The organism is Leptothoe sp. LEGE 181152 (genome assembly GCF_032906605.1).
Taxonomy (GTDB): domain Bacteria; phylum Cyanobacteriota; class Cyanobacteriia; order Phormidesmidales; family Phormidesmidaceae; genus Leptothoe; species Leptothoe turfae.
Genome location: NZ_JASATU010000042.1, coordinates 43918 through 63500, shown reverse-complemented (window position 1 = coordinate 63500; position 19583 = coordinate 43918). Strand labels below are relative to the sequence as shown.

Genomic DNA, 19583 nt, shown 5'->3' with positions numbered 1-19583 from the left:
GTAGTGTGGGGATCATCAGCACACCAAACCAACCTACATAGAGGCGGTTCTCAGTGCTAGTAACCCACTCACAAAACTGATCCCACAGATTAGCGCTAGAGCGCTGCTGTAGAGTAGTTGTCATGATAAATTATTGCGTTTTGAAGGTACGGATATGTATGGCTCACAAGGGATAAATAAGATTCCTTGCTTGCTTGTATACAAATGTAACGCATGTTTTTAATTTTCGCAATACACCTTAACAGTTGCTTTCGTTTTCACGTTGCCCTTGTCTGAGGTCACGAATATCAGGCAGGGCTAGAGGTTTGACCGAAGGCCAATGCTGGCTATCAAGACAGTCAAACACTTCAATCATGAGAAGTGTTATGGAGGCTCTCATGATTACGGCTCAGCTATGTCCAGTTCCAAAGCTATAACGTCAACGCTTAGAACTCAAAATAGATATAAGGAACGACCTGATCAGGGGCTAGCAACCAAGCCAAGTAAAACCCTGCTGGAATTAACATGAGTTTAAGGGGCCAGCTGATCTGTAGTTTAAGCCGATATTTAAAGCCGTGAAGCAAGGCCATGATACCGGCCACACCAAGCAGAATTAGAATCACCCCACCCCGGCTGAAACCTAGGGATTCTAAGTAGACTTTTTGGGCAAACTGGACATCGCCAGCTTGACTCAGAAAGCGATTGGCCACCAGTCCGACATCCGCCAGATTTGGCAGACGGAAGGGTACCCAGCTCAAAAATACGAACAATTGAGTCATGGCCCAAGCTGCCATCACACCCAGCCAGCTACCCCAAAATGCTTTCAGCCTCGGACGCGTATCCGCCAATGTTTGATTAAGTCGATGAATCACCAGGGCCATGCCGTGAAGCCCCCCCCAAACCAAAAAGCCCCACTGATCACCGTGCCAAATACCAGCCACCAGCATCACAAACAACAGATTCAGGCAGGTTCTCATTAACCCTTTCCGGGAGCCCCCCAGGGGGAAGTAAAGATAGTTACGTAGCCAGTCGCCCAGGGTAATGTGCCAACGCCGCCAAAATTCAGCAATGCTGGTGGTGAAGTAAGGGAAGTCAAAGTTTTGCGGTAGCTGAATGCCAAATAACAGTGCGCTGCCTCGGGCAATATCAACATAACCACTAAAGTCGAGATAAAGCTGTAGACCATAGGCAAAAATCGCTAGCCAGATATCTCCACTACCGGCTCGTTCTAGATTGTCAAAACTTAGGTTGACTAAAAGGCCAATGCGGTCAGCCAGCAGCATTTTTTTTGCCGCACCTGAAGCAATCAGCCAACCTGCTTCTACCCCTTGCTCCAGGTTAGGTAAACGGGGCTGTTTTAGTTGGCTAATGTAGCCCTGAAATCGAGTAATTGGGCCAGCAATCAGCTTTGGGAAAAACAGTTTGTAGGAAGCAAACTCAATGAAGTGACTGGCTGCAGGAGCACCACGGTAGATATCTACCAGATAAGCAATGGACTCAAAACAAAAGAAACTCAAACCCAGGGGCATCAACAGCTGCAAACTGGGGTTGCTAGTTGCCACCATCGGGAAAAAATATTTAAACCCCAGCAAAAGCAATACATTCAGACTAATGCCAACCCACAGCAATATCAATCGTTTGCGGTCCCAGTCCTGTTGAGCAAAGTGCCACTCTTCATTGGGAATGCGCCAATCGAGGGGGGCACTGAGACGCCGACCAATCAGATAGTTGGTCAATACCAGCCCTAGCAGCAGCGGCACATATTGGACTTGCAGTGAGGAATAAAATATCAAGCTAGCCAGCAGCAGCAGCCATAGCTTGAGGCCACGACCAGGCAACAACCAGTAAATCAAACTAGTGCCAAGGATCAGTAAACCGTAGGTAATAGATGGCAGGGTCATCGTGGCAAGGAGGGATTGATTAGTAGAGCGTTACTCAGCTTCAGCAGGCAACTTCAGCTTCAGCCAGGGAATCATGGGATCTTGGGCTATGCGGTTGGAGAGCTGATAGGCACCAAAGCGGTTTAAATGGCTAGGGTCAGAAAAATAGTCATAGCGCTGAGGCCATAGCTGGCCTAGATCGCGATATAGCAATCCTGATTCTTGGGCGGCAATCTGCAGCATGTAGCGTTGAAAGCGGCCTTCCACTTCTAAACGAGCAGGATCAAGATACTCGTCCGTCAAGGGTGTGTTGACAAAGACAATATCCACCCCCTTGGACCGGGTGTATGCAACGAGCTGTCGCAGGGCATTCACCTGGGGACCTTCCATTTGAAAAGCCTTGTAGTCACCATCGTAGGTACCTGCCACCCGTGGATGAGCTAAATAGTAGGTGGCCGGATTAAACTGAATGGCTAAAGGCAAAAAGCCGTCCACATCAATTAAGTCGGTCTCAGTTGGGTTAACGGCAGCCGGTTGTCCTAGGTTCTTAGGGTTGATTTGATTAACGCCAGCAATCTTTTGCAACTGAGTACGTTCTCCGTAGGCCGAAGATATGCGGCCCAGGGCATCGCTTAATTGCTCATCGGTGCGGGCATAAAAGCGGTTTAGACGCTGTGCGGGATTGAGGCTTGGACCAGCGGCTTCACCATTATTTTCAGGAAACAACTCACCAGCGATCAGCTGCTGATATCCTTCTGAAGTTGCGATCGCATTAAATGTCACATCCACCCGTGAGCTATTAAACGCTCGTGCTCCATCGGCCCAAATAATTAGCTTTGGTAGGGGATAGTTGGACAGCAACTGCCGGATCACTAAATCAGCAATCTGAGCCGTGGCCCCATTCACTCCAAAGTTAAATATGCTGACATCGTCATGGCCCAGGGTCCCTAAGGCGCGCTTCAACGCTGACGGATCCACCCCTCGCAGGGCACGGGAGCTACCAAAAATCAGTACATCCGGCGGCCCTTCTTTAGCCACACGCCAGTCATATAGGGCTAACTTTTCATTTAGCTGTTGGCTCGTAAATGAAGGAAAGGGAGACGATTCCAGGACTTCAGTCATGGAAACCGTCGTTTGGAGAGGGCTACCTAACAAGTCGCTATCATTGATGGCCGAACTGGCAAATCCTGGCAGCTCATCGTCCAAACTGATCGAGGCATCGCCATCCTTTTGACCCCAATTCAGCTGAGCCAGTTCTTCCTCAAAAGTGGAGAGCGGCTTCCGTTCAGGCATTTTTGCCGTCGTCGTTTGCTGGGCTTGGAGGGCTAGCGACCGCGCCTTAAATAACTGACCGGCGATCCAATCTGCTTGAAATGCCAGCAATAATCCCAATGTGGCCCAGGCTAGGGCAATGCCTCGTCTGCTGGGTAAGTGCGCGCCGACCAACGGTTCTTCAGGATTATTGGCAGCGGAGGCAAACAATTGAGTTTTAATCAGTAGCGATCGCAGGTGCTCAAGGGTGCGATTGGGCCAATTTTGCTCCGCAGCATCCCCATCCGCCGTCTCATCCTGCTGAATTAGATCTCCTAAATATGCATCAGAAGCGGCAAATTCGGGAACCGCTTCTGGCACCAAACGCTTCTTGGGCTGACGATCAAATCCATAGTTCCAATCTGGGCGCTTTTGCCCCGCGCGGCGACCATAGATGCGGATACCCACCAGTCCTTTAATTGGATGCTGACGGAGATACTGCTTGAGTTGGGGCACCACCTGACGCTGCAACGGACATGTGGGCGCATCGATCATAATGTGTAGCCGTCGTTCCCGTCGCAGCAACTGCACTCGGATGCCGCCCGTCGATAGCTGTTCGTCTAAATCGGGATTGAGCTGTTTGGTCAGACAGTAGGCAATGGCTGGTAAGTCACCTTGTCGCGCTAGCTCCTGAGTGGAAACAGCCAGATCTGCATGTTCGCTGGCTGGCAAGTCCAGGCACTTAAGCCATACTGGATTCACACTGTCCAGACTTGGTCCATAAACGATGGCCCGACCGACTCCCTGGGGAGCAAGCTGCTCCAACAGAGGTGCGATCGCATCCATAATCTCCGTTTCAGAGCCCTCTTCAGAGGAGGAAGCCTCTCCACTGCTGGCAACGGTTTGCCCCACTGCCAACGGTTGACACACCAGATGCAGCGTAGAATCCTTAACCTCGGGCAGCACACTCACATCCAGGGGAGCCAGCGCCTGATTTAGCAGGCGAGTAATGGATTCCGTATCACCCCAGCGACTCCATTCCTTTAGAATTTCCTCATCCGGCGTCAGATCCACCCGCAGTCGCCAGTCGGGGGTATCTTCCCCCAACACCTGCACCGAAATCACAGCATCCTGAAACTGGGTCAGTTTTAGATCCCGTAACCGCTGGGCCGTAGGTTCAGCAATCATGGCCGGGTCAGGACTGTAGGCGGCTCGACACAAAATCCACAGCCGGTTGATTAAATCTCGGCGGGGGTCAGCGGCCACCGCATGGGCCGTAATCACACCCTGGGCCCGTTTCGCCTTACCGGGTAAAGCATTAACCACCACATCTACCCCTACATCCAGGGCGCTCAGGGTTTGACTAAGGTAGCGTGCGATCGCATCCGGATCACCCTTACGGGCCAGGCTAGCATTGGAAAGTACAATGGCGGAGGTGGCGTCATCCAAGTACCCAATACCCGAAGTTAGATGGGCGGTTGAGCGCTTCATTTCCTCAAGATCAGCACTGGTTTCCACCAGCTGCTCTAAATGGCGCTCTAGACGATTTAGATAAATGGGTGTTGACCAATCGGGTTTTTGTTCTTCAGAACGGCCACTATAAAAATAGAGTTGGTAAATTTGAGGGAAATCTTTGAGTAGCTCGGCTTTACGGTCTGGATCGAGTAGCGATCGCACCAGTCGCAATAGAACATACTCTCGATCTAGGCCTTTAGCAGATTGGGCATAAACATGCAGGATATTGCCCCTCAGCTTCATCTTCAAGCTACAGTCAGAATTATTGACCACATCTTCAAGCCAGGGCAGTAACACCGTGGGGTCCAATGTTGGTGGTTGATCAGATTTTACGTGACTGAACATAGCCCCTTAGATCCCCTAACAGCTCGACGACCAAAACGCTTCGACCGCAAAAATGTAATTTCCCAAGCAGGTTTAGTCAAGTAGCAACTCCAAGTTGCACCTTAGGGATAGCACAGATACGGGAAAAACTAACCTCATGAATCCAGTCTTTCGTAACTCCCATCGGGCCAACCCTCGTTCTCCGTCAAAGTCGTCCATAGACACATACGCTACGAACAGTAACTTTGAACTATGGGTCTTGATACAGTTCGCAATATTACAAGCAGAACAGCATCTAGAATTAGCAGCACCTGCTAGGTTGTAGATAGGCCTTTCCCTAAGGAAAGATTTAGATAAACCGCTAACACCCATGTGCCAGCATCGGCCATCTTATTCCCTAAAGTTGCTATACGTTTACTACGAGCCTCTTACTTATGCAACCTTTTCGTGAAAAATACACGCCAAAAACAGTCACCCCCCTGCCGTTGCCGTTGGTTAGTAATCCTCAAATTGCCCTAGCTCTGGCGACTTTACCCTTTTTAGCCTTCCTGATCATGGGCCGCACGTTAACCTACTGGCTCATGCAGTTTGGGATGGCCAGTGAAGAGATATTTCGCGGCATTCAGCTACCGGTACTAGATGCCGACCCCCACAGACCTTTATAAACATTTTGTCGATCATCCGAGCAGAAGATGCTTTGGAACGTCCGAAAGCCTCTACAATTTTCTCGGAGATGTGACCATGGGTTATCTCTGTCTCTCAGCCGTTACCGCAGACGTTGAATGAGTCCAACTGTTTCCTACCAAGATGATATGGCCCTTCAGAAATCCGAGAGCCTTTCTGTTCTAGAAGAGGCATCCGAAGCGTTTCTAAGGCACCGACTAACCACGGTTGAAAGCATCTGGGAATCAGTATTAGAGGCTGAATGCGGTGCAGACCTGGTCAGTTTACTCAAACATATTCGCCGCATGTGTACTCCAGATGGTCAGGCTGATCCGGCCCTGGATAATGCCAATGCTCTACAGCTGATCGAACAGCTAAGCCTGGAAGACGCTATTCGTATGGCTCGGGCCTTTGCTCTTTACTTCCAGCTGATCAACATTGTTGAGCAACACTATGAACAGCAGGATCAGCGGAAGCATTACCGGACCTTTGTAGATGGCATCGGTAATGGTTCCAGCCGTAATTCCCAAAATCCTACTGAAAACAACGATACGTTCTTACAAAACTTAGTCAGTACCGACATCGGCAAAGGTGCCCCAAAGCAGCAAGGCACAGGCACGTTTCACTGGCTGTTTCCTCTTCTTAACCAGCTAAATGTTCCCCCTAGACATATTCAACAACTGATCAATCAGTTGGATGTGCGTTTGGTATTTACGGCTCACCCCACTGAAATTGTTCGTCATACCATTCGTGATAAACAGCGGCGTATTTCAAATATATTCCGCCGTTTGGATTTGGCTGAAGAACAGGCTGGCATCCGTGAACAAACATCATCCTGGGAAATAACTCAGCTACAGGAAGAACTGACGGAAGAGATTCGACTGTGGTGGCGAACAGATGAATTGCACCAGTTTAAGCCATCGGTTTTAGACGAAGTGGACTTCACCCTGCACTACTTTGATGTTGTGCTGTTTGATGCCATCCCTGAACTATACCAGCGGTTTAATCGAGCCCTAACCAAGACATTTCCAGGCCTGAAACCGCCACGCCATCGGTTCTGTCGCTTTGGCTCCTGGGTAGGTAGCGATCGCGATGGCAACCCCTCAGTCACCCCCCAAGTCACCTGGAAAACAGCCTGTTACCAACGCAACTTAGTGTTGGATAAATACATGGCGTCCATCCAAAAACTTACAGGTTTACTAAGCCCATCACTCCATTGGAGCGAAGTATTGCCCGACCTGCTGGAGTCCTTAGAGCAGGATCGCTTGCAAATGCCCGATGTCTATGAGGAATTTGCAATTCGCTATCGCCAGGAGCCCTATCGACTCAAGCTGGCCTACGTTGAAAAACGCTTAGCAAACACCCATGTACGTAGCAAAAAGCTCTACAACGGCGATTATCTACAGGAAGAAGACGTAGTTGTTTCTCCAGGCACCTTATATGAATCTGGAGAAGCATTTTTAGCAGAGCTGAAACTCATCCATAAGAGCTTGAAAGATACGGGTCTCGTATGTCGAGAATTGGATATGTTACTGAGTCAGGTGGAAATCTACGGCTTCAGTTTGGCTCAACTGGATATGCGCCAAGAAAGCACCCGCCACTCGGACACAATTCACGAAATTACCGAGTACTTGCAACTGCCCAAGCTCTACAATGACCTTTCTGAAACTGAAAAAGTTGAGTGGTTGACCGCAGAACTCAGTACGCGACGTCCACTAATCCCCACCGAGCTGCCAATTTCAGAAAAGGCAAGAGAAACCATTGCCACCTTCCATATGGTGCGCAAACTACACCAGGAGTTTGGCCAGGACATCTGTCGCAGCTACGTGATTAGCATGAGCGACCATGCCAGCGATATTTTAGAAGTCTTGCTACTCGGTAAAGAAGCAGGACTATACGACCCAGCCACCGGTGTCGGCAATCTGCACATTGTTCCATTATTTGAGACCGTAGCCGACCTGCGCCGTTCCACAGCGGTTATGGAAGAGCTGTTTGAACTTCCCCTGTACCTATCGATGTTGCAAGGAGGCTACACAGCAGACAACTCCTCAGAAGTGGCTTTGCAAGAAGTCATGCTGGGCTATTCTGACAGCAATAAAGACTCTGGTTTCCTCAGTAGCAATTGGGAAATCCATAAAGCGCAACAGTCTTTGCAGAAAGTTACTGAGAAGTACGGGGTTTCCCTCAGAATTTTCCACGGTCGCGGTGGCTCAGTGGGCCGTGGTGGCGGCCCGGCCTATGAAGCAATTTTGGCTCAGCCTGGTCGTAGTATTAATGGCCGTATCAAAATTACAGAGCAAGGAGAGGTTTTAGCGTCGAAATATAACCTTAAGGATTTAGCCCTGTATAATTTGGAAACAGTCACTACTGCTGTGGTGCAGGCCAGTCTGTTGAGCAATAGCTTCGATGAAATTGCCCCTTGGCAAGAAATTATGGAAAAGCTGGCCGTACGCTCCAGACAGCACTATCGCGCCCTGATCTACGAAGATGCTGAGCTGGTGGAATTTTTCCACCATGTCACCCCGATTCAAGAAATTAGCCAGTTGCAAATTAGTTCTCGTCCATCTCGTCGTGGCGGCAAGAAGGATTTACCCAGTCTACGGGCGATTCCTTGGGTATTTAGTTGGACCCAGGCTCGCTTCCTATTGCCCTCCTGGTATGGCGTTGGCACAGCTCTAGAGGAGTTCATTGGCGAGGCTCCCGAAGAGAATATCAAACTGTTGCGCTCGTTCTACACCAAATGGCCTTTCTTTAAAATGGCTATTTCCAAGGTGGAAATGACCTTGGCCAAGGTGGACCTACAAATTGCCCAGCATTATGTCAATGAACTGGGCGCAGGGGAACGGCAAGATAGCTTCCAAGCAGTATTTGATCAGATTGCTCAAGAATTTTATCTGACCACCCAAATGGTCTTACAGGTCACTGATAATCAGGCTTTGTTAGACGGCGATCCTAACCTACAGCGTTCAGTCCAGCTGCGCAACGGCACGATTGTCCCACTCGGTTTCTTACAGGTTTCACTTCTGAAGCGTTTGCGACAGCATCGTGACGCTGCGGCTCTGGCAACCGGTGTCATTCAGTCACGCTACAGCCGAGGTGAACTGCTACGTGGAGCAATGTTAACCATTAATGGCATCGCTGCTGGCATGCGGAATACGGGCTAAGTCAAAAAAACCTTTGACATTTTCCCAACAACGGGTTAACTTTGTGGCGCTCTCATATTTTGTCTGTAGGCATAATCCTGCTAATTACAGGTTAGACCCTGTTTTGGGCTAACCAGGCGCAGTCTTCAAAAAACAGTCTTCAGAAATTGTTAGGGACATTGTTTAAGGAGTGAGTAACGATGATCAGCCTGCTTAAAACTATGCTGGGGCGTTTGGGTTTAGCTACTGTGGTCACAGCAGCACTGTTGGCTGCGTTGGATGTAAAACCGGTTCAGGCCCAAGCAGCCTACGGTAGCTACGTGGGTGCTGGTGGTACCCTAGGCTTAAACGATGATGACGACGGCGATGGTGATGGCTTGGGGCTGGTTATTTCGGGGCGCTATAAGCTGTTAGCAGTTCCGATTTCTCTTCGAGCTCAAGCGTTTTTGCTAAATGGCGATCTGGCACTGGTGCCAACGGTGTCCTACGACTTTCCAGTGAGTTTTCAAACCGATGTATATTTGGGCGCAGGGGTATCCATACCCACTGGCGATGATGCCTCGCCGGTAGGAGATGAAACAGCCTTTGTGTTGCAGCCGGGTATAGACTTTGCAGTGCCTGGCAGTAATCTTGTTGTCTTTGGTAACGCGATTTTCGCCTTTGATGCCTTTGATGATGGCGGTGGCACAGCTACAGCCGTTCAAGCTGGTGTGGGTTGGAATTTTGGCAACTAGCAGCTATCGAAGTATAGCTAAGCGCCTGGTACTTCGTTAGATATCTGAAGGCAGGGAGGAATACCCAATAGCGAGCAGCGTGCTGTGTAGGCAAAGCTGCTCGTTGTTGTTTAGAGACATTTTTTCGTAGAACGCATGTATTAAAATACGATTCTCAAGCTAGGATGGGCAGTGGCCACCCACGTCAATCCTGGCATGAACAACGAAACGCCTTTAGGTTCAGTTATTCAAGGCTCCCTGAGTCAGGGGCTGGAAGTGCGTCTCCATGCTGATGTGAGTGTGGAGGATATGCGGGTGGGCAAGTTTTTAGTGGTGCAGGGGGTGCGATCTCGATTTTTCTGCATGCTCACTGACGTCTCCCTGGGCACCGCCAGTCAACGCATCCTGGCCAATCCCCCCCACCCTACCGAACTGTTCCTACAAGAAGTCCTCGCAGGTGGCGGCACCTACGGCACCATTGACCTGGCCCCCATGTTGATGTTCACTCCAGAAGACGATGGAGATACGGTGGACAACACCCAACTGTTGCCCGTTAAAACCATTCCAGGGCACTTTAGCCAGGCTTACGATGCCAGCGAACGAGACTTTCGCTCTGTCTTTGGTTGGGAAGATGATCCCCATCGACGCAATTTTGCCATTGGTCAACCCATCGACATGGATGTCCCCATCTGTATCGATCTAAATCGCTTTGTAGAGCGCAGTAACGGCATTTTTGGTAAATCAGGTACTGGCAAGTCTTTTCTCACCCGACTATTGCTCTCAGGCATTATCAAACAGCGCGCTGCTGTCAATCTCATTTTTGATATGCACTCGGAATATGGCTGGGAAGCTGTTAGTGAGGGGGCTAACTTCAGCACCGTCAAGGGGCTGCGCCAGTTGTTTCCAGGTCATGTGCAAATCTTTACTCTAGACCCAGAAGCAACCAAACGCCGCGGCGTGCGCGATGCCCAGGAGCTATACATCAGCTTTGACCAGATTGATGTGGAAGATTTAGCTCTAATTGGCCGTGAGCTGAATCTATCGGAAGCTAGTTTAGAAAATGCCATCATTCTGCGCAATGAATTTGGCAAGTCTTGGATTAACCGCTTACTCACCATGAGTAACGAAGAGATTCAGGAATTTTGCGAAGTCAAAATGGGTAGCAAATCATCAATCATGGCGCTACAGCGAAAGCTGACACGGCTGACCGAGCTGAAATATATCCGCAACACCTGCCCCCACAACTATGTAAAACAGATTTTGGATACCCTGGATGCTGGCAAACACGTGGTTGTAGAGTTTGGCTCCCAGTCCAATATGCTCTCTTACATGTTGGCCACTAATGTGATTGCTCGCCGCATTCACGCTAGCTACGTGCGCAAAGCCGAGCGCTTTTTACAAACTAAAAACCCCAGCGATCGCCCCACTCAGTTGGTTATCACCATTGAAGAAGCCCATCGCTTCCTCGACCCAGCCACTGCTAAACAAACTATCTTTGGCACCATTGCCCGAGAGATGAGGAAGTACTTTGTCACTTTGTTAGTGGTCGATCAGCGTCCGTCTGGCATCGACAACGAGGTAATGTCACAAATTGGTACTCGCATCACCGCACTGCTCAACGATGAGAAAGACATTGACGCCATTTTTACCGGTGTTTCCGGTGGTCAGAATCTCCGATCAGTGCTGGCCAAACTCGACTCTAAACAGCAAGCTCTCCTATTAGGTCATGCCGTTCCCATGCCCGTGGTAGTCAGGACACGCCCCTATGATGCCAGTTTCTATGCTGAGATCGGTGCCACGGCCTGGGATGAACTGCCTGATGAGCAAGTCTTTAAAGCTGCTGAAATGGCCAGGGCCGATTTGGGATTTTAGCGTGCAGCGATCGCAACCATAGAAAAATCAACTTTTTATCCATAGACTTTTACCGATCTGTCCAAGTGTTCGGCCAAAAGCATTGGTTTAATTGACTTTAAAAATACCCGACTAAAATAGTCGGGATTGTTTGACGCTGTTTTCAGCACCGTGATACTTTCAAATTAATCTGTCATACATCAATAAGTCCCATGACCCAGGCCATCGACCGTCCACTCACTCAGACACTCCAATCCGCCACATTTACCAATCTCAAGTGCAAAGAGTGCGGTACCACCTATGAGCCCGCAGCTAAGCACGTATGTGAAGAGTGCTTTGGCCCCTTGGAAGTCACCTACGACTACGATGCAATTCGTCGTCAGGTCAGTCGCGAAAGTATTGCAGCAGGTCCTAACTCCATTTGGCGCTACAAAGCATTTTTGCCCGTTGCCAGCGATAATCCCATTGATGTGGGTACTGGTATGACGCCTCTGCTCAAGGCCAATCGTCTGGCTCGTCGCCTGGGTCTAAAAGAGCTTTACATCAAGAACGATGCGGTCAACATGCCCACCCTGAGCTTTAAGGATCGGGTCGTTTCTGTGGCCCTGACCCGCGCCCGTGAGCTTGGCTTCACCACTGTCTCCTGTGCAAGTACGGGTAACCTGGCCAACTCTACTGCGGCCATTGCTGCCCATGCGGGCTTAGACTGCTGCGTATTTATCCCTTCTGATCTTGAGGCTGGCAAGGTACTAGGCACACTGATTTATGACCCCACAGTCATGGCCGTTCATGGCAACTACGACCAGGTCAACCGCCTCTGTTCGGAAGTGGCCAACACTCACGGTTGGGGCTTTGTAAATATCAACCTACGTCCTTACTATTCTGAAGGCTCTAAAACCCTAGGCTTTGAAGTAGCTGAGCAATTGGGTTGGGAACTGCCCGATCATATTGTTGCGCCCTTAGCTTCTGGTTCTCTTTATGGCAAGATTTATAAGGGGTTTAATGAGCTAGTGAAAACTGGTTTAGTTGAAGAGAAGCACGTTCGCTTTAGCGGTGCTCAGGCTGAGGGTTGCTCTCCTATTTCCCAAGCCTTCAAAGAAGGTCGTGACTTTATCACCCCTGTTAAGCCCAACACTATCGCTAAGTCCATTGCCATTGGTAATCCTGCTGACGGTATCTACGCCCTAGAGATTGCTAAGAAGACCAACGGCAATATTGAAGATGTTACCGATGCTGAAATCGTTGAAGGGATGAAGCTCCTTGCTGAAACTGAGGGTATCTTCACTGAAACTGCTGGTGGTACAACAATTGCCGTCCTCAAAAAGTTAGCGGAAGCCGGCAAGATTAATTCTGATGAGCGCACCGTTGCTTACATTACTGGTAATGGTCTCAAGACTCAGGAAGCCGTTAGCGGTTCTGCCGGTGAGCCCTTGTTTATCGATCCTAAGCTAGACAGCTTTGAGCGTGCTTGGGAGCGGGCAAATACGCTAAACCGTTTAGATTGGCAGCAAACCCAAGTTTAGACAAGATGCATGTAGGGGCGTTACATGCAACGCCCCTACATGCAACAAATCATTACACTCCCCTGTTAAACTGATTTCTGTTTTATTTTTTGAGTTGTTGTTTTCATGGCTGTTAAAGTTCTCATTCCCACTCCACTGCAAAAATTCACTAATAACGAAGCCACTGTTGATATCGGTGGCGACAACATTGTTGCCTTATTGGACTCTTTAGAAAGTAAGTTTCCTGGCATTAAAGGTCGTCTGTGTGACGATAGTGGTGAACTGCGTCGCTTCGTTAATTTCTACGTTAACAGCGAAGATATTCGTTTCTTAGATGGCAAAGAAACAGCCCTTAAAGACGGTGACGAAGTAAGTATTGTACCTGCTGTTGCAGGGGGCTAAAAAGCTTCAATCTTAATAATATTGGTAGTGCTACTAGTCTAGAGACGCTAACAATATTTTCGATTTTTACTAGGTGTTGCTTAGGGCGTCGATGACAGAGTGCCCGCAGCACCTTTTTTTATAGAATTTCACCATGAAGCGTTGGCAAAAGATTATCCTGAGCTTGGTTAGTATAGGGGGGGTATTCCTTGCCTATCTCTGTCTAAGGCAACCCCAATGGATATTTCAGATGGTGTCCCAAATCAGACCAGGAGCACTATTTTTTGTCAGTACGGAAGAACCGGTAATTGCCCTGACGATTGATGATGGTCCCCAGGCTGAGACCACTGCAGCAATCTTACAAGTACTAGAGCGCCATGAAGTACAGGCAACATTTTTTATGTTGAGTAATGAACTACCCAGTAATGAAGCACTTCTCCAGGAAATTATTGCAAAGGGGCATGAACTAGGTAATCACATGACGACTGATGAATCCAGCATTCGACTCTCACCAACAGACTTTGAGACAAAGTTTTTGAGGGCTGACCAGACATTATCCCCCTATGGCAACATCAGTTGGTTTCGTCCTGGTATGGGTTGGTATAATAACCGCATGCTCGATTTCATTGAAAAACAAGGCTATCAATTAGTTTTAGGATCTCTTTTTCCCTACGACACCCACTTACCTTCAATACAGTTTGCTCAATGGTTTGTGTTGAATAATCTTGACCCAGGCGACATATTGGTACTCCATGACGGTCCTAAAAATCGGGGAGAGCGCACAGCTCAGATATTAGATAAACTATTACCCAAAATTCAGCAGCGAGGCTACCGAGTTGTCACTCTAACAGAACTTAAAACCTATGATTAATTAGAAAAGCATTACAGACACAAGGATATTTAAATGACCTTTGGATAAACATAAACTACCTGGGCTAACAAGTTCATGATCTAGAAAATAAGCTAATCTCAGACTTCAATTCGTTCCAGTTAAAGCCCATTAAGCTTGCTTGTAAGTGTTTAAAGATGTTTATCTTCCCCTTTCCTCATAAGTCCTATTTTTTTGAAATGGGACTACTGCTGTAGGGTTGGAAGCAGACACAATGCAGTTTCGACCATTATTTTTAGCCGTATATAATGCTTGATCAGCCCAATCAATTAAAATTTGAGGTGAGTTAGCATGGGTTGGCACAATAGATACTGCACCAATACTAACAGTAACTATAGATTCTGCTACAGATGAAGTATGAGGAATAGATAGTTCATGAAGCCTTTGCTGTACTGATTTACAAACATGCATAACACCTTCAAGATTCGTATTAGGTAAAATTAAAGCAAATTCTTCTCCTCCATAACGGGCTGCTATGTCGGCAGGACGACGGGCACAGGTATGAATTATATTAGCAACTTGACGTAAGCACTTATCCCCATTTAGATGCCCATACGTGTCGTTATAGGCTTTAAAGCAGTCAACATCAATTAAAATAAGCCCTAGTGGTGCTTGCTCTCGACATAGTCTCTTCCACTCGTTCTCAAGTCTTTCATTAAATACACGACGATTAGCAATATTTGTCAGACCATCAAGAGAGGCAAGACGATGAAGTTGCTGATTAGCAAGCTTAAGCTCTTGCAAAAGTAATCTTTCTTTTGCCAATGACTGTTTGAGCTTTTGGTGAGCTAGATGTGCACTAATTGCCTGACGGACACGACCGCGAAGCACAGCCCAGTGAAACGGTTTTGTTACATAATCTACTGCTCCTACCTTATAAGCCTGTTCCACTGACTCAGTATCATTTAAACCCGTAATCATAAGTGTAGGAGGACAATTGTCACCATACACTATATGTAGTGACCGACAACAGTCAAAGCCATTCATGACAGGCATAATGGCATCCATTAAAATAATATCTGGCAATTCTTGTTGACATGCAGATAAAGCAGCTTGACCATCTTCAACAACTACAGTCCGATAACCGTCTTTGTGCAAAATCTCAGAAAGCATAAAATTTGAAACGACATCGTCGTCCACAATTAAAATTAATGGAACATGCTCTGATGAAGGAGCTATATCGAAGACTGTGTCCATATTTTTGGGTGTTACTGTGGTTGCAACCACAGTAATTTTTTTAGATCAAATTAGATAACTTACAATTAAAATTCCCCATCTTAATAAAAACACTGAAAAATATTCTAGAAAACTAGTATTTTCTAATCAATGGAAAGAACATGTCTGATATTGATTTAATTGATATCACAGCACAAAATCAATTCATCCACATCTTTTGTTAAGATAGTTTCTATTTTATGATACTCGTCATGTAAGTCTTCCAACAAATTTGTTGCATTATCTATTTTCTTTTCACGTCCCATTTTCTCTAGTCGCGCACACAAGTTAGACAATTCAATTGCACCTAGAGCGTGACTACTTGATTTCAAAGTATGAGCGCTATGTTCTAGGGCAGCAGCATCCTTCTGTATAGACGCTTGATCCATCTGTTGAATAAGCTCAGGAGACTCACTGATATAGGTGTCAACTAATTGCTTAAAGACGTTTATTTCTCCTCCCATCATAGATATTAAATGACACAGTTGATGCCGATCTACAGGTGATTTTGCTGTTTGTATATCCTCGTTTACAAAAGGTGCTTCTATTCCATGAGCAGGCATCTGAATATCTTTTTGCTCTTGATCTTTGGCCGTAATCTGTATTGATGCTGGTTGTTCTTTACGGCTCTCTTGAGCTTTGCGAGAGGGCACTCGCTGTAATGCTGCCACTAGCTCTTCAATCTGAATAGGCTTACTAATATAATCGTCCATCCCAGCTTTAAGACAAGCCTCACGATCACCTTGCATAGCATTTGCAGTAACTGCAATAATCCAAGGCCTATTGACAGCAGACCACTGCTCACAAATCTTTTGTGTTGCTGTTAAGCCATCCATGTCAGGCATTTGTAAATCCATTAAGATCACATCATAGGATTGGCGCTCCAAAGCATTAATTGCCTCCAATCCATTACCTACAACATCTGCTCGGTAGCCCATTTTTTTGAGCAATTGTGTCGCCAGTTGTTGATTGACACCATTATCTTCAGCCAGTAAAATTTGCAGCGGATGCTTTTCAGCAAGATGGTGATCAATTGTTGTTACTAATTTTTTAGGCTGTTCAAATTTGACGAACTTACCTACACAAAGTCTAACTAAATTCTCCAACAGTTGAGATTGCTTTATTGGCTTATTTAAGAATGCTACAAAATGCTTCTCAATATCTACTTGAGAGATTTGATACTTCCCTACCGAGGTGAGCATCATCAAAGGCAATGATTTTTGGTCTGGAAGATCATGGATTTCTTGAGCAAGGGTCATCCCATCCATTTCAGGCATTTGCATGTCCAAAATAGCTAAATCAAATACCTCGCCTCTTTCAAAACACTTTAAAGCTTCTGCTCCTGAGCAAGTTGTCCGAGTTAGCATGCCCCAAGACTGGGTTTGCTTTTCTAAAATCTGTCGATTAGTAGCATTATCATCAACAATTAGCAATCGTTTACCAACCAATTGAGATGAAGGCGATATTCTCGTTCGGCTACTTTTTTCTACTGTGGTCTGTAATGTAATCGTGAAAAAGAATGTACTACCTTGATCTGCTTGACTCTCAACCCAAATCTTACCTCCCATCATTTCGGTTAACTGCTTGCAAATAGCTAAGCCCAGACCTGTACCACCATACTTACGTGTAGTAGACGAATCCACCTGACTAAAGGCCTTAAATAACCGTGCTATTCTTTGGGTAGGAATACCAATCCCTGTATCTTTAACTGCAAAGCAGAGACTCTGGTGAGTTTCAGCTAGCGATTGTGATCCTGGCTCAGCTGGTGATGAGGATTTCCAATTAGTCACGGAAATGGAAATCTCTCCTTGGTGTGTGAACTTAACCGCATTTCCTAAAAGATTGACCAAAACCTGACGGAGGCGGGTAACATCTCCCACAAACGTATTAGAAATTGCTGAATCAATATTGAAGGCTAACTCTAATTGTTTTTCAGACGCTTTTGCAGCAATTAGATCAAACGCTTCTTCGATACATGCTCGTAAATCAAATGGATGAGCTTCAAGTTCCAGGTGACCAGATTCAATTTTAGAGAAGTCCAGTATGTCGTTGATCAGCGTTAATAATGCATTACCACTATTACGAACGGTAGTCACAAAATTACGCTGCTCATCTGTTAATGCTGTATCTAGTAAAAGGCTGGTCATACCGATAACGGCATTCATAGGCGTACGAATTTCATGACTCATCGTTGCCAGAAATTCACTTTTAGTCTTAGTAGCTGCCAGCGCATCATCCCTTGCCTTAGCGAGAATAATTGCAGCTTGCTGACGTTCTATTTCTCGTCCAACCCATTGGGCCATAAGTAACAGAAGTTCTTTATCAAGAGCACTAAAGGCTCCGTCCCGCTTTACCTGGCTCGAAAAATTAAGGGTGCCATAAACCTGGCCATCAACCAAGACAGGGGTGCCAAAGTAAGTTTCTAACTTTAAGCTTTGGTAACAGGCACTATTTGCCCAAGATGTGTTGCCTGCCGCAAGAATACAGAGGGTTTTATTACTGGCAATCACATCCTGGCAATAGGTATTCTCAAGATTTAAAAGTACTCCTTGAACAGATTTTCGGTTCGGTAGTCGGGCTAGGTAGACTTCATACTGCTCGTCCTGGATCCTAGATAAAACGCCGATTGGCAAATTAAATTGTTCACAGCCAAAATTGAGTAACTCCTCAATTGTTTGACTAAAATCTACTTTAGGGGATGCCGTTACTTCATAAAGAGCACGAATTGCGGCTTCGCTTTTAACTAAAAGTTGTTCAACTCGCTGGCGCTCTAGCAATTCCGCTTGTAGATGTTCGTTAACGTTACTTAACTCAACCGTTCGCTGCTCAACTAATGATTCCAGCTGTTCTCGATATTTTTCAAGCTCTGTTTCTGCTTGTTTCTTTTCAGTAACGTCACGAATTGCCAGTACGGCACTCATGGAATGCGAATCTTCAAACTGAATGGAGGCCCAAGAAATCTCAAGAATTCGTAACGTGCTATTGTGATCGAAATCGTAAAAATTAGTCCCCTGACATTGTTGTGACAGGGCTAAACTTCCTGGATGCTCAAAAACTGTTAATACCTGATTACCCTGGGATAAGGGTAGTACGTCAATTAGATTTTTACTCAGCAGCATTAGCTGCTTCTTTTGAACTAGTTTTTCAAATAAAGCATTGCACCACTGTATACGTCCCCGCTCATCTGTCCAGACGATAGCATCAGTTACTGCATCTAAAGCCACCTCCATCTTACCCAAGGTTTTACGCAGTGTATGCAACTGGCTTGCTAATGCCTTGGGATCAGCCTCTACAGACATTTAGGGGACCTCTATTTATTCTAAAGTGGGGAAACTCTCTCTATCCTTACTAATTGAGGGGAGTCAGCATGGCTCCAAACAACCAATCATCCTCGATTTTCTCTGCAATGATGTAGTGCTCAGTCATAATTTCCTGTTGACTTTTGGTAATAGTCATTAACTCCAGGGGATGGTTCAAAACATTAGCCTTTTCAGATGCTTGAAATCGTGAAAAGGCCAGGTTATGAGAGTCTCTAAAGCTACTAGGAAGAATCATAGTAATCAGTTCTCCTATGACATCATCCTGGGACCATTCTAAAACCCTTTCAAAACAGTCATTAATATAAGTGATTAAACCTTGACTATTGGCAATTACAATCGGTACTTCATTAATTGCTTTAAGTTCTTCAATAGTATGGGGTCTAACGACGGTAGTCATTGTCATTTTCCTTATGTTGACGGTGTTTTGACTTTGCTGTATTTTTGGGTCGAGAGTGCATTAAATAAAATTATCGTTACAAAAATGCTTCATTCAACTCTGATTTTCGGAATCGAGCATGGGTAAGATTGCTCTTCAAAAAATTGGCGTTTTTAAGGTTGGCTCCTGTTAAATCTGCACCACGTAAATCTGCATGACTCAAGTTCGCCCCCGTTAAATCTGCACCCCGTAGATCTGCTTTATAGAGATTTGCTTGACTGAGATCAGCACCGCAAAGAGTGGCAGCTGTAATATCTGAGCGACTCAAATTGGCTTGATGCAATCTAGCATTCTCTAAACAAATCCCTTCAATAATAGAAATAGATAGGTTAGCGCCGCTTAAATCTATATTACTCAAATCAGACCAGCTGAGAATCACATCGCTCAGGTCAACGTATTGAAAGTCTCTTTTCCCTACCCTATAACCCTCCAATAACTCATGAATAGTTAGTCTTATTTTCATGAAAAGTCAATAAATTATTTGCTATCTTTGATTACTTACATGTGATTTTTGCACCATT

General features: G+C 46.3%; 13 protein-coding genes and 1 pseudogene. 7 read left to right on the top strand and 7 right to left on the bottom strand.

Annotated elements, in window-relative coordinates:
* The 3 genes and pseudogenes from QGP82_RS21460 to QGP82_RS21450 all read right to left on the bottom strand — a co-directional run.
* Positions 1-124, bottom strand: a pseudogene (locus tag QGP82_RS21460) (photosystem II q(b) protein); the annotation flags it as partial.
* A gap of 301 nt (positions 125-425) precedes the next feature.
* Positions 426-1880 carry an MBOAT family O-acyltransferase gene (locus QGP82_RS21455; RefSeq protein WP_163665211.1) on the bottom strand — a complete coding sequence of 485 codons (1455 nt, stop codon included), beginning with the start codon at positions 1878-1880 and terminating at the stop codon, positions 426-428.
* Between the two features lie 30 nt (positions 1881-1910).
* Positions 1911-4970: an SGNH/GDSL hydrolase family protein gene (locus QGP82_RS21450; RefSeq protein WP_163665209.1), complete on the bottom strand. Its 3060-nt coding sequence runs from the start codon at positions 4968-4970 to the stop codon at positions 1911-1913.
* A 413-nt stretch (positions 4971-5383) separates the two neighbouring features.
* Here QGP82_RS21450 and QGP82_RS21445 point away from each other — a divergent pair, with 413 nt between their 5' ends.
* The 7 genes from QGP82_RS21445 to QGP82_RS21415 all read left to right on the top strand — a co-directional run bounded on the left by QGP82_RS21445 (position 5384) and on the right by QGP82_RS21415 (position 14073).
* Entirely contained in the window at positions 5384-5614 is a 231-nt protein-coding gene (locus QGP82_RS21445) for a hypothetical protein (protein ID WP_250565939.1), read from the top strand.
* Between the two features lie 117 nt (positions 5615-5731).
* Positions 5732-8776, top strand: a complete 3045-nt coding sequence (ppc, locus tag QGP82_RS21440) for a phosphoenolpyruvate carboxylase (protein WP_163665207.1) — start codon at positions 5732-5734, stop codon at positions 8774-8776.
* Positions 8777-8955: 179 nt separating this feature from the next.
* Positions 8956-9489, top strand: coding sequence for a hypothetical protein (locus QGP82_RS21435; protein WP_163665205.1), 534 nt, complete (start codon positions 8956-8958; stop codon positions 9487-9489).
* A gap of 195 nt (positions 9490-9684) precedes the next feature.
* On the top strand, positions 9685-11340 hold the full coding sequence (locus QGP82_RS21430) for a helicase HerA domain-containing protein (protein ID WP_163665203.1): 1656 nt from the start codon (positions 9685-9687) through the stop codon (positions 11338-11340).
* Between the two features lie 191 nt (positions 11341-11531).
* Entirely contained in the window at positions 11532-12842 is a 1311-nt protein-coding gene (gene thrC / locus QGP82_RS21425) for a threonine synthase (RefSeq protein WP_163665201.1), read from the top strand.
* Between the two features lie 105 nt (positions 12843-12947).
* A complete protein-coding gene (locus QGP82_RS21420; protein ID WP_006519047.1) occupies positions 12948-13223 on the top strand; it encodes a MoaD/ThiS family protein in 276 nt (91 codons plus the stop codon).
* Between the two features lie 229 nt (positions 13224-13452).
* Complete coding sequence (locus tag QGP82_RS21415; RefSeq protein ID WP_250564974.1) at positions 13453-14073, top strand: chitin deacetylase family protein; 621 nt, start codon at positions 13453-13455, stop codon at positions 14071-14073.
* 159 nt (positions 14074-14232) lie between these two features.
* Here the strand turns inward: QGP82_RS21415 and QGP82_RS21410 are convergent, their stop codons facing one another.
* The 4 genes from QGP82_RS21410 to QGP82_RS21395 form a co-directional block, all read right to left on the bottom strand.
* A complete protein-coding gene (locus QGP82_RS21410; RefSeq protein ID WP_348917989.1) occupies positions 14233-15318 on the bottom strand; it encodes a diguanylate cyclase domain-containing protein in 1086 nt (361 codons plus the stop codon).
* Between the two features lie 125 nt (positions 15319-15443).
* Positions 15444-18605 (bottom strand): response regulator, encoded by a 3162-nt coding sequence (locus QGP82_RS21405; protein WP_499060951.1) that lies wholly within the window; start codon positions 18603-18605, stop codon positions 15444-15446.
* Positions 18606-18654: 49 nt separating this feature from the next.
* Positions 18655-19023: a PAS domain-containing protein gene (locus tag QGP82_RS21400; protein ID WP_163665193.1), complete on the bottom strand. Its 369-nt coding sequence runs from the start codon at positions 19021-19023 to the stop codon at positions 18655-18657.
* A 76-nt stretch (positions 19024-19099) separates the two neighbouring features.
* Positions 19100-19525 carry a pentapeptide repeat-containing protein gene (locus QGP82_RS21395; protein ID WP_163702152.1) on the bottom strand — a complete coding sequence of 142 codons (426 nt, stop codon included), beginning with the start codon at positions 19523-19525 and terminating at the stop codon, positions 19100-19102.
* Positions 19526-19583 lie beyond the last annotated feature (58 nt).

What these genes read in the sequence shown, in the direction of transcription:
- QGP82_RS21455 (WP_163665211.1), bottom strand. Translation starts at nt 1,880, where the DNA reads ATGACCCTGCCATCTATTACCTACGGTTTACTGATCCTTGGCACTAGT.
- QGP82_RS21450 (WP_163665209.1), bottom strand. Translation starts at nt 4,970, where the DNA reads ATGTTCAGTCACGTAAAATCTGATCAACCACCAACATTGGACCCCACG.
- QGP82_RS21445 (WP_250565939.1), top strand. Translation starts at nt 5,384, where the DNA reads ATGCAACCTTTTCGTGAAAAATACACGCCAAAAACAGTCACCCCCCTG.
- ppc (WP_163665207.1), top strand. Translation starts at nt 5,732, where the DNA reads ATGAGTCCAACTGTTTCCTACCAAGATGATATGGCCCTTCAGAAATCC.
- QGP82_RS21435 (WP_163665205.1), top strand. Translation starts at nt 8,956, where the DNA reads ATGATCAGCCTGCTTAAAACTATGCTGGGGCGTTTGGGTTTAGCTACT.
- QGP82_RS21430 (WP_163665203.1), top strand. Translation starts at nt 9,685, where the DNA reads ATGAACAACGAAACGCCTTTAGGTTCAGTTATTCAAGGCTCCCTGAGT.
- thrC (WP_163665201.1), top strand. Translation starts at nt 11,532, where the DNA reads ATGACCCAGGCCATCGACCGTCCACTCACTCAGACACTCCAATCCGCC.
- QGP82_RS21420 (WP_006519047.1), top strand. Translation starts at nt 12,948, where the DNA reads ATGGCTGTTAAAGTTCTCATTCCCACTCCACTGCAAAAATTCACTAAT.
- QGP82_RS21415 (WP_250564974.1), top strand. Translation starts at nt 13,453, where the DNA reads ATGGTGTCCCAAATCAGACCAGGAGCACTATTTTTTGTCAGTACGGAA.
- QGP82_RS21405 (WP_499060951.1), bottom strand. Translation starts at nt 18,605, where the DNA reads ATGTCTGTAGAGGCTGATCCCAAGGCATTAGCAAGCCAGTTGCATACA.
- QGP82_RS21400 (WP_163665193.1), bottom strand. Translation starts at nt 19,023, where the DNA reads ATGACTACCGTCGTTAGACCCCATACTATTGAAGAACTTAAAGCAATT.
- QGP82_RS21395 (WP_163702152.1), bottom strand. Translation starts at nt 19,525, where the DNA reads ATGAAAATAAGACTAACTATTCATGAGTTATTGGAGGGTTATAGGGTA.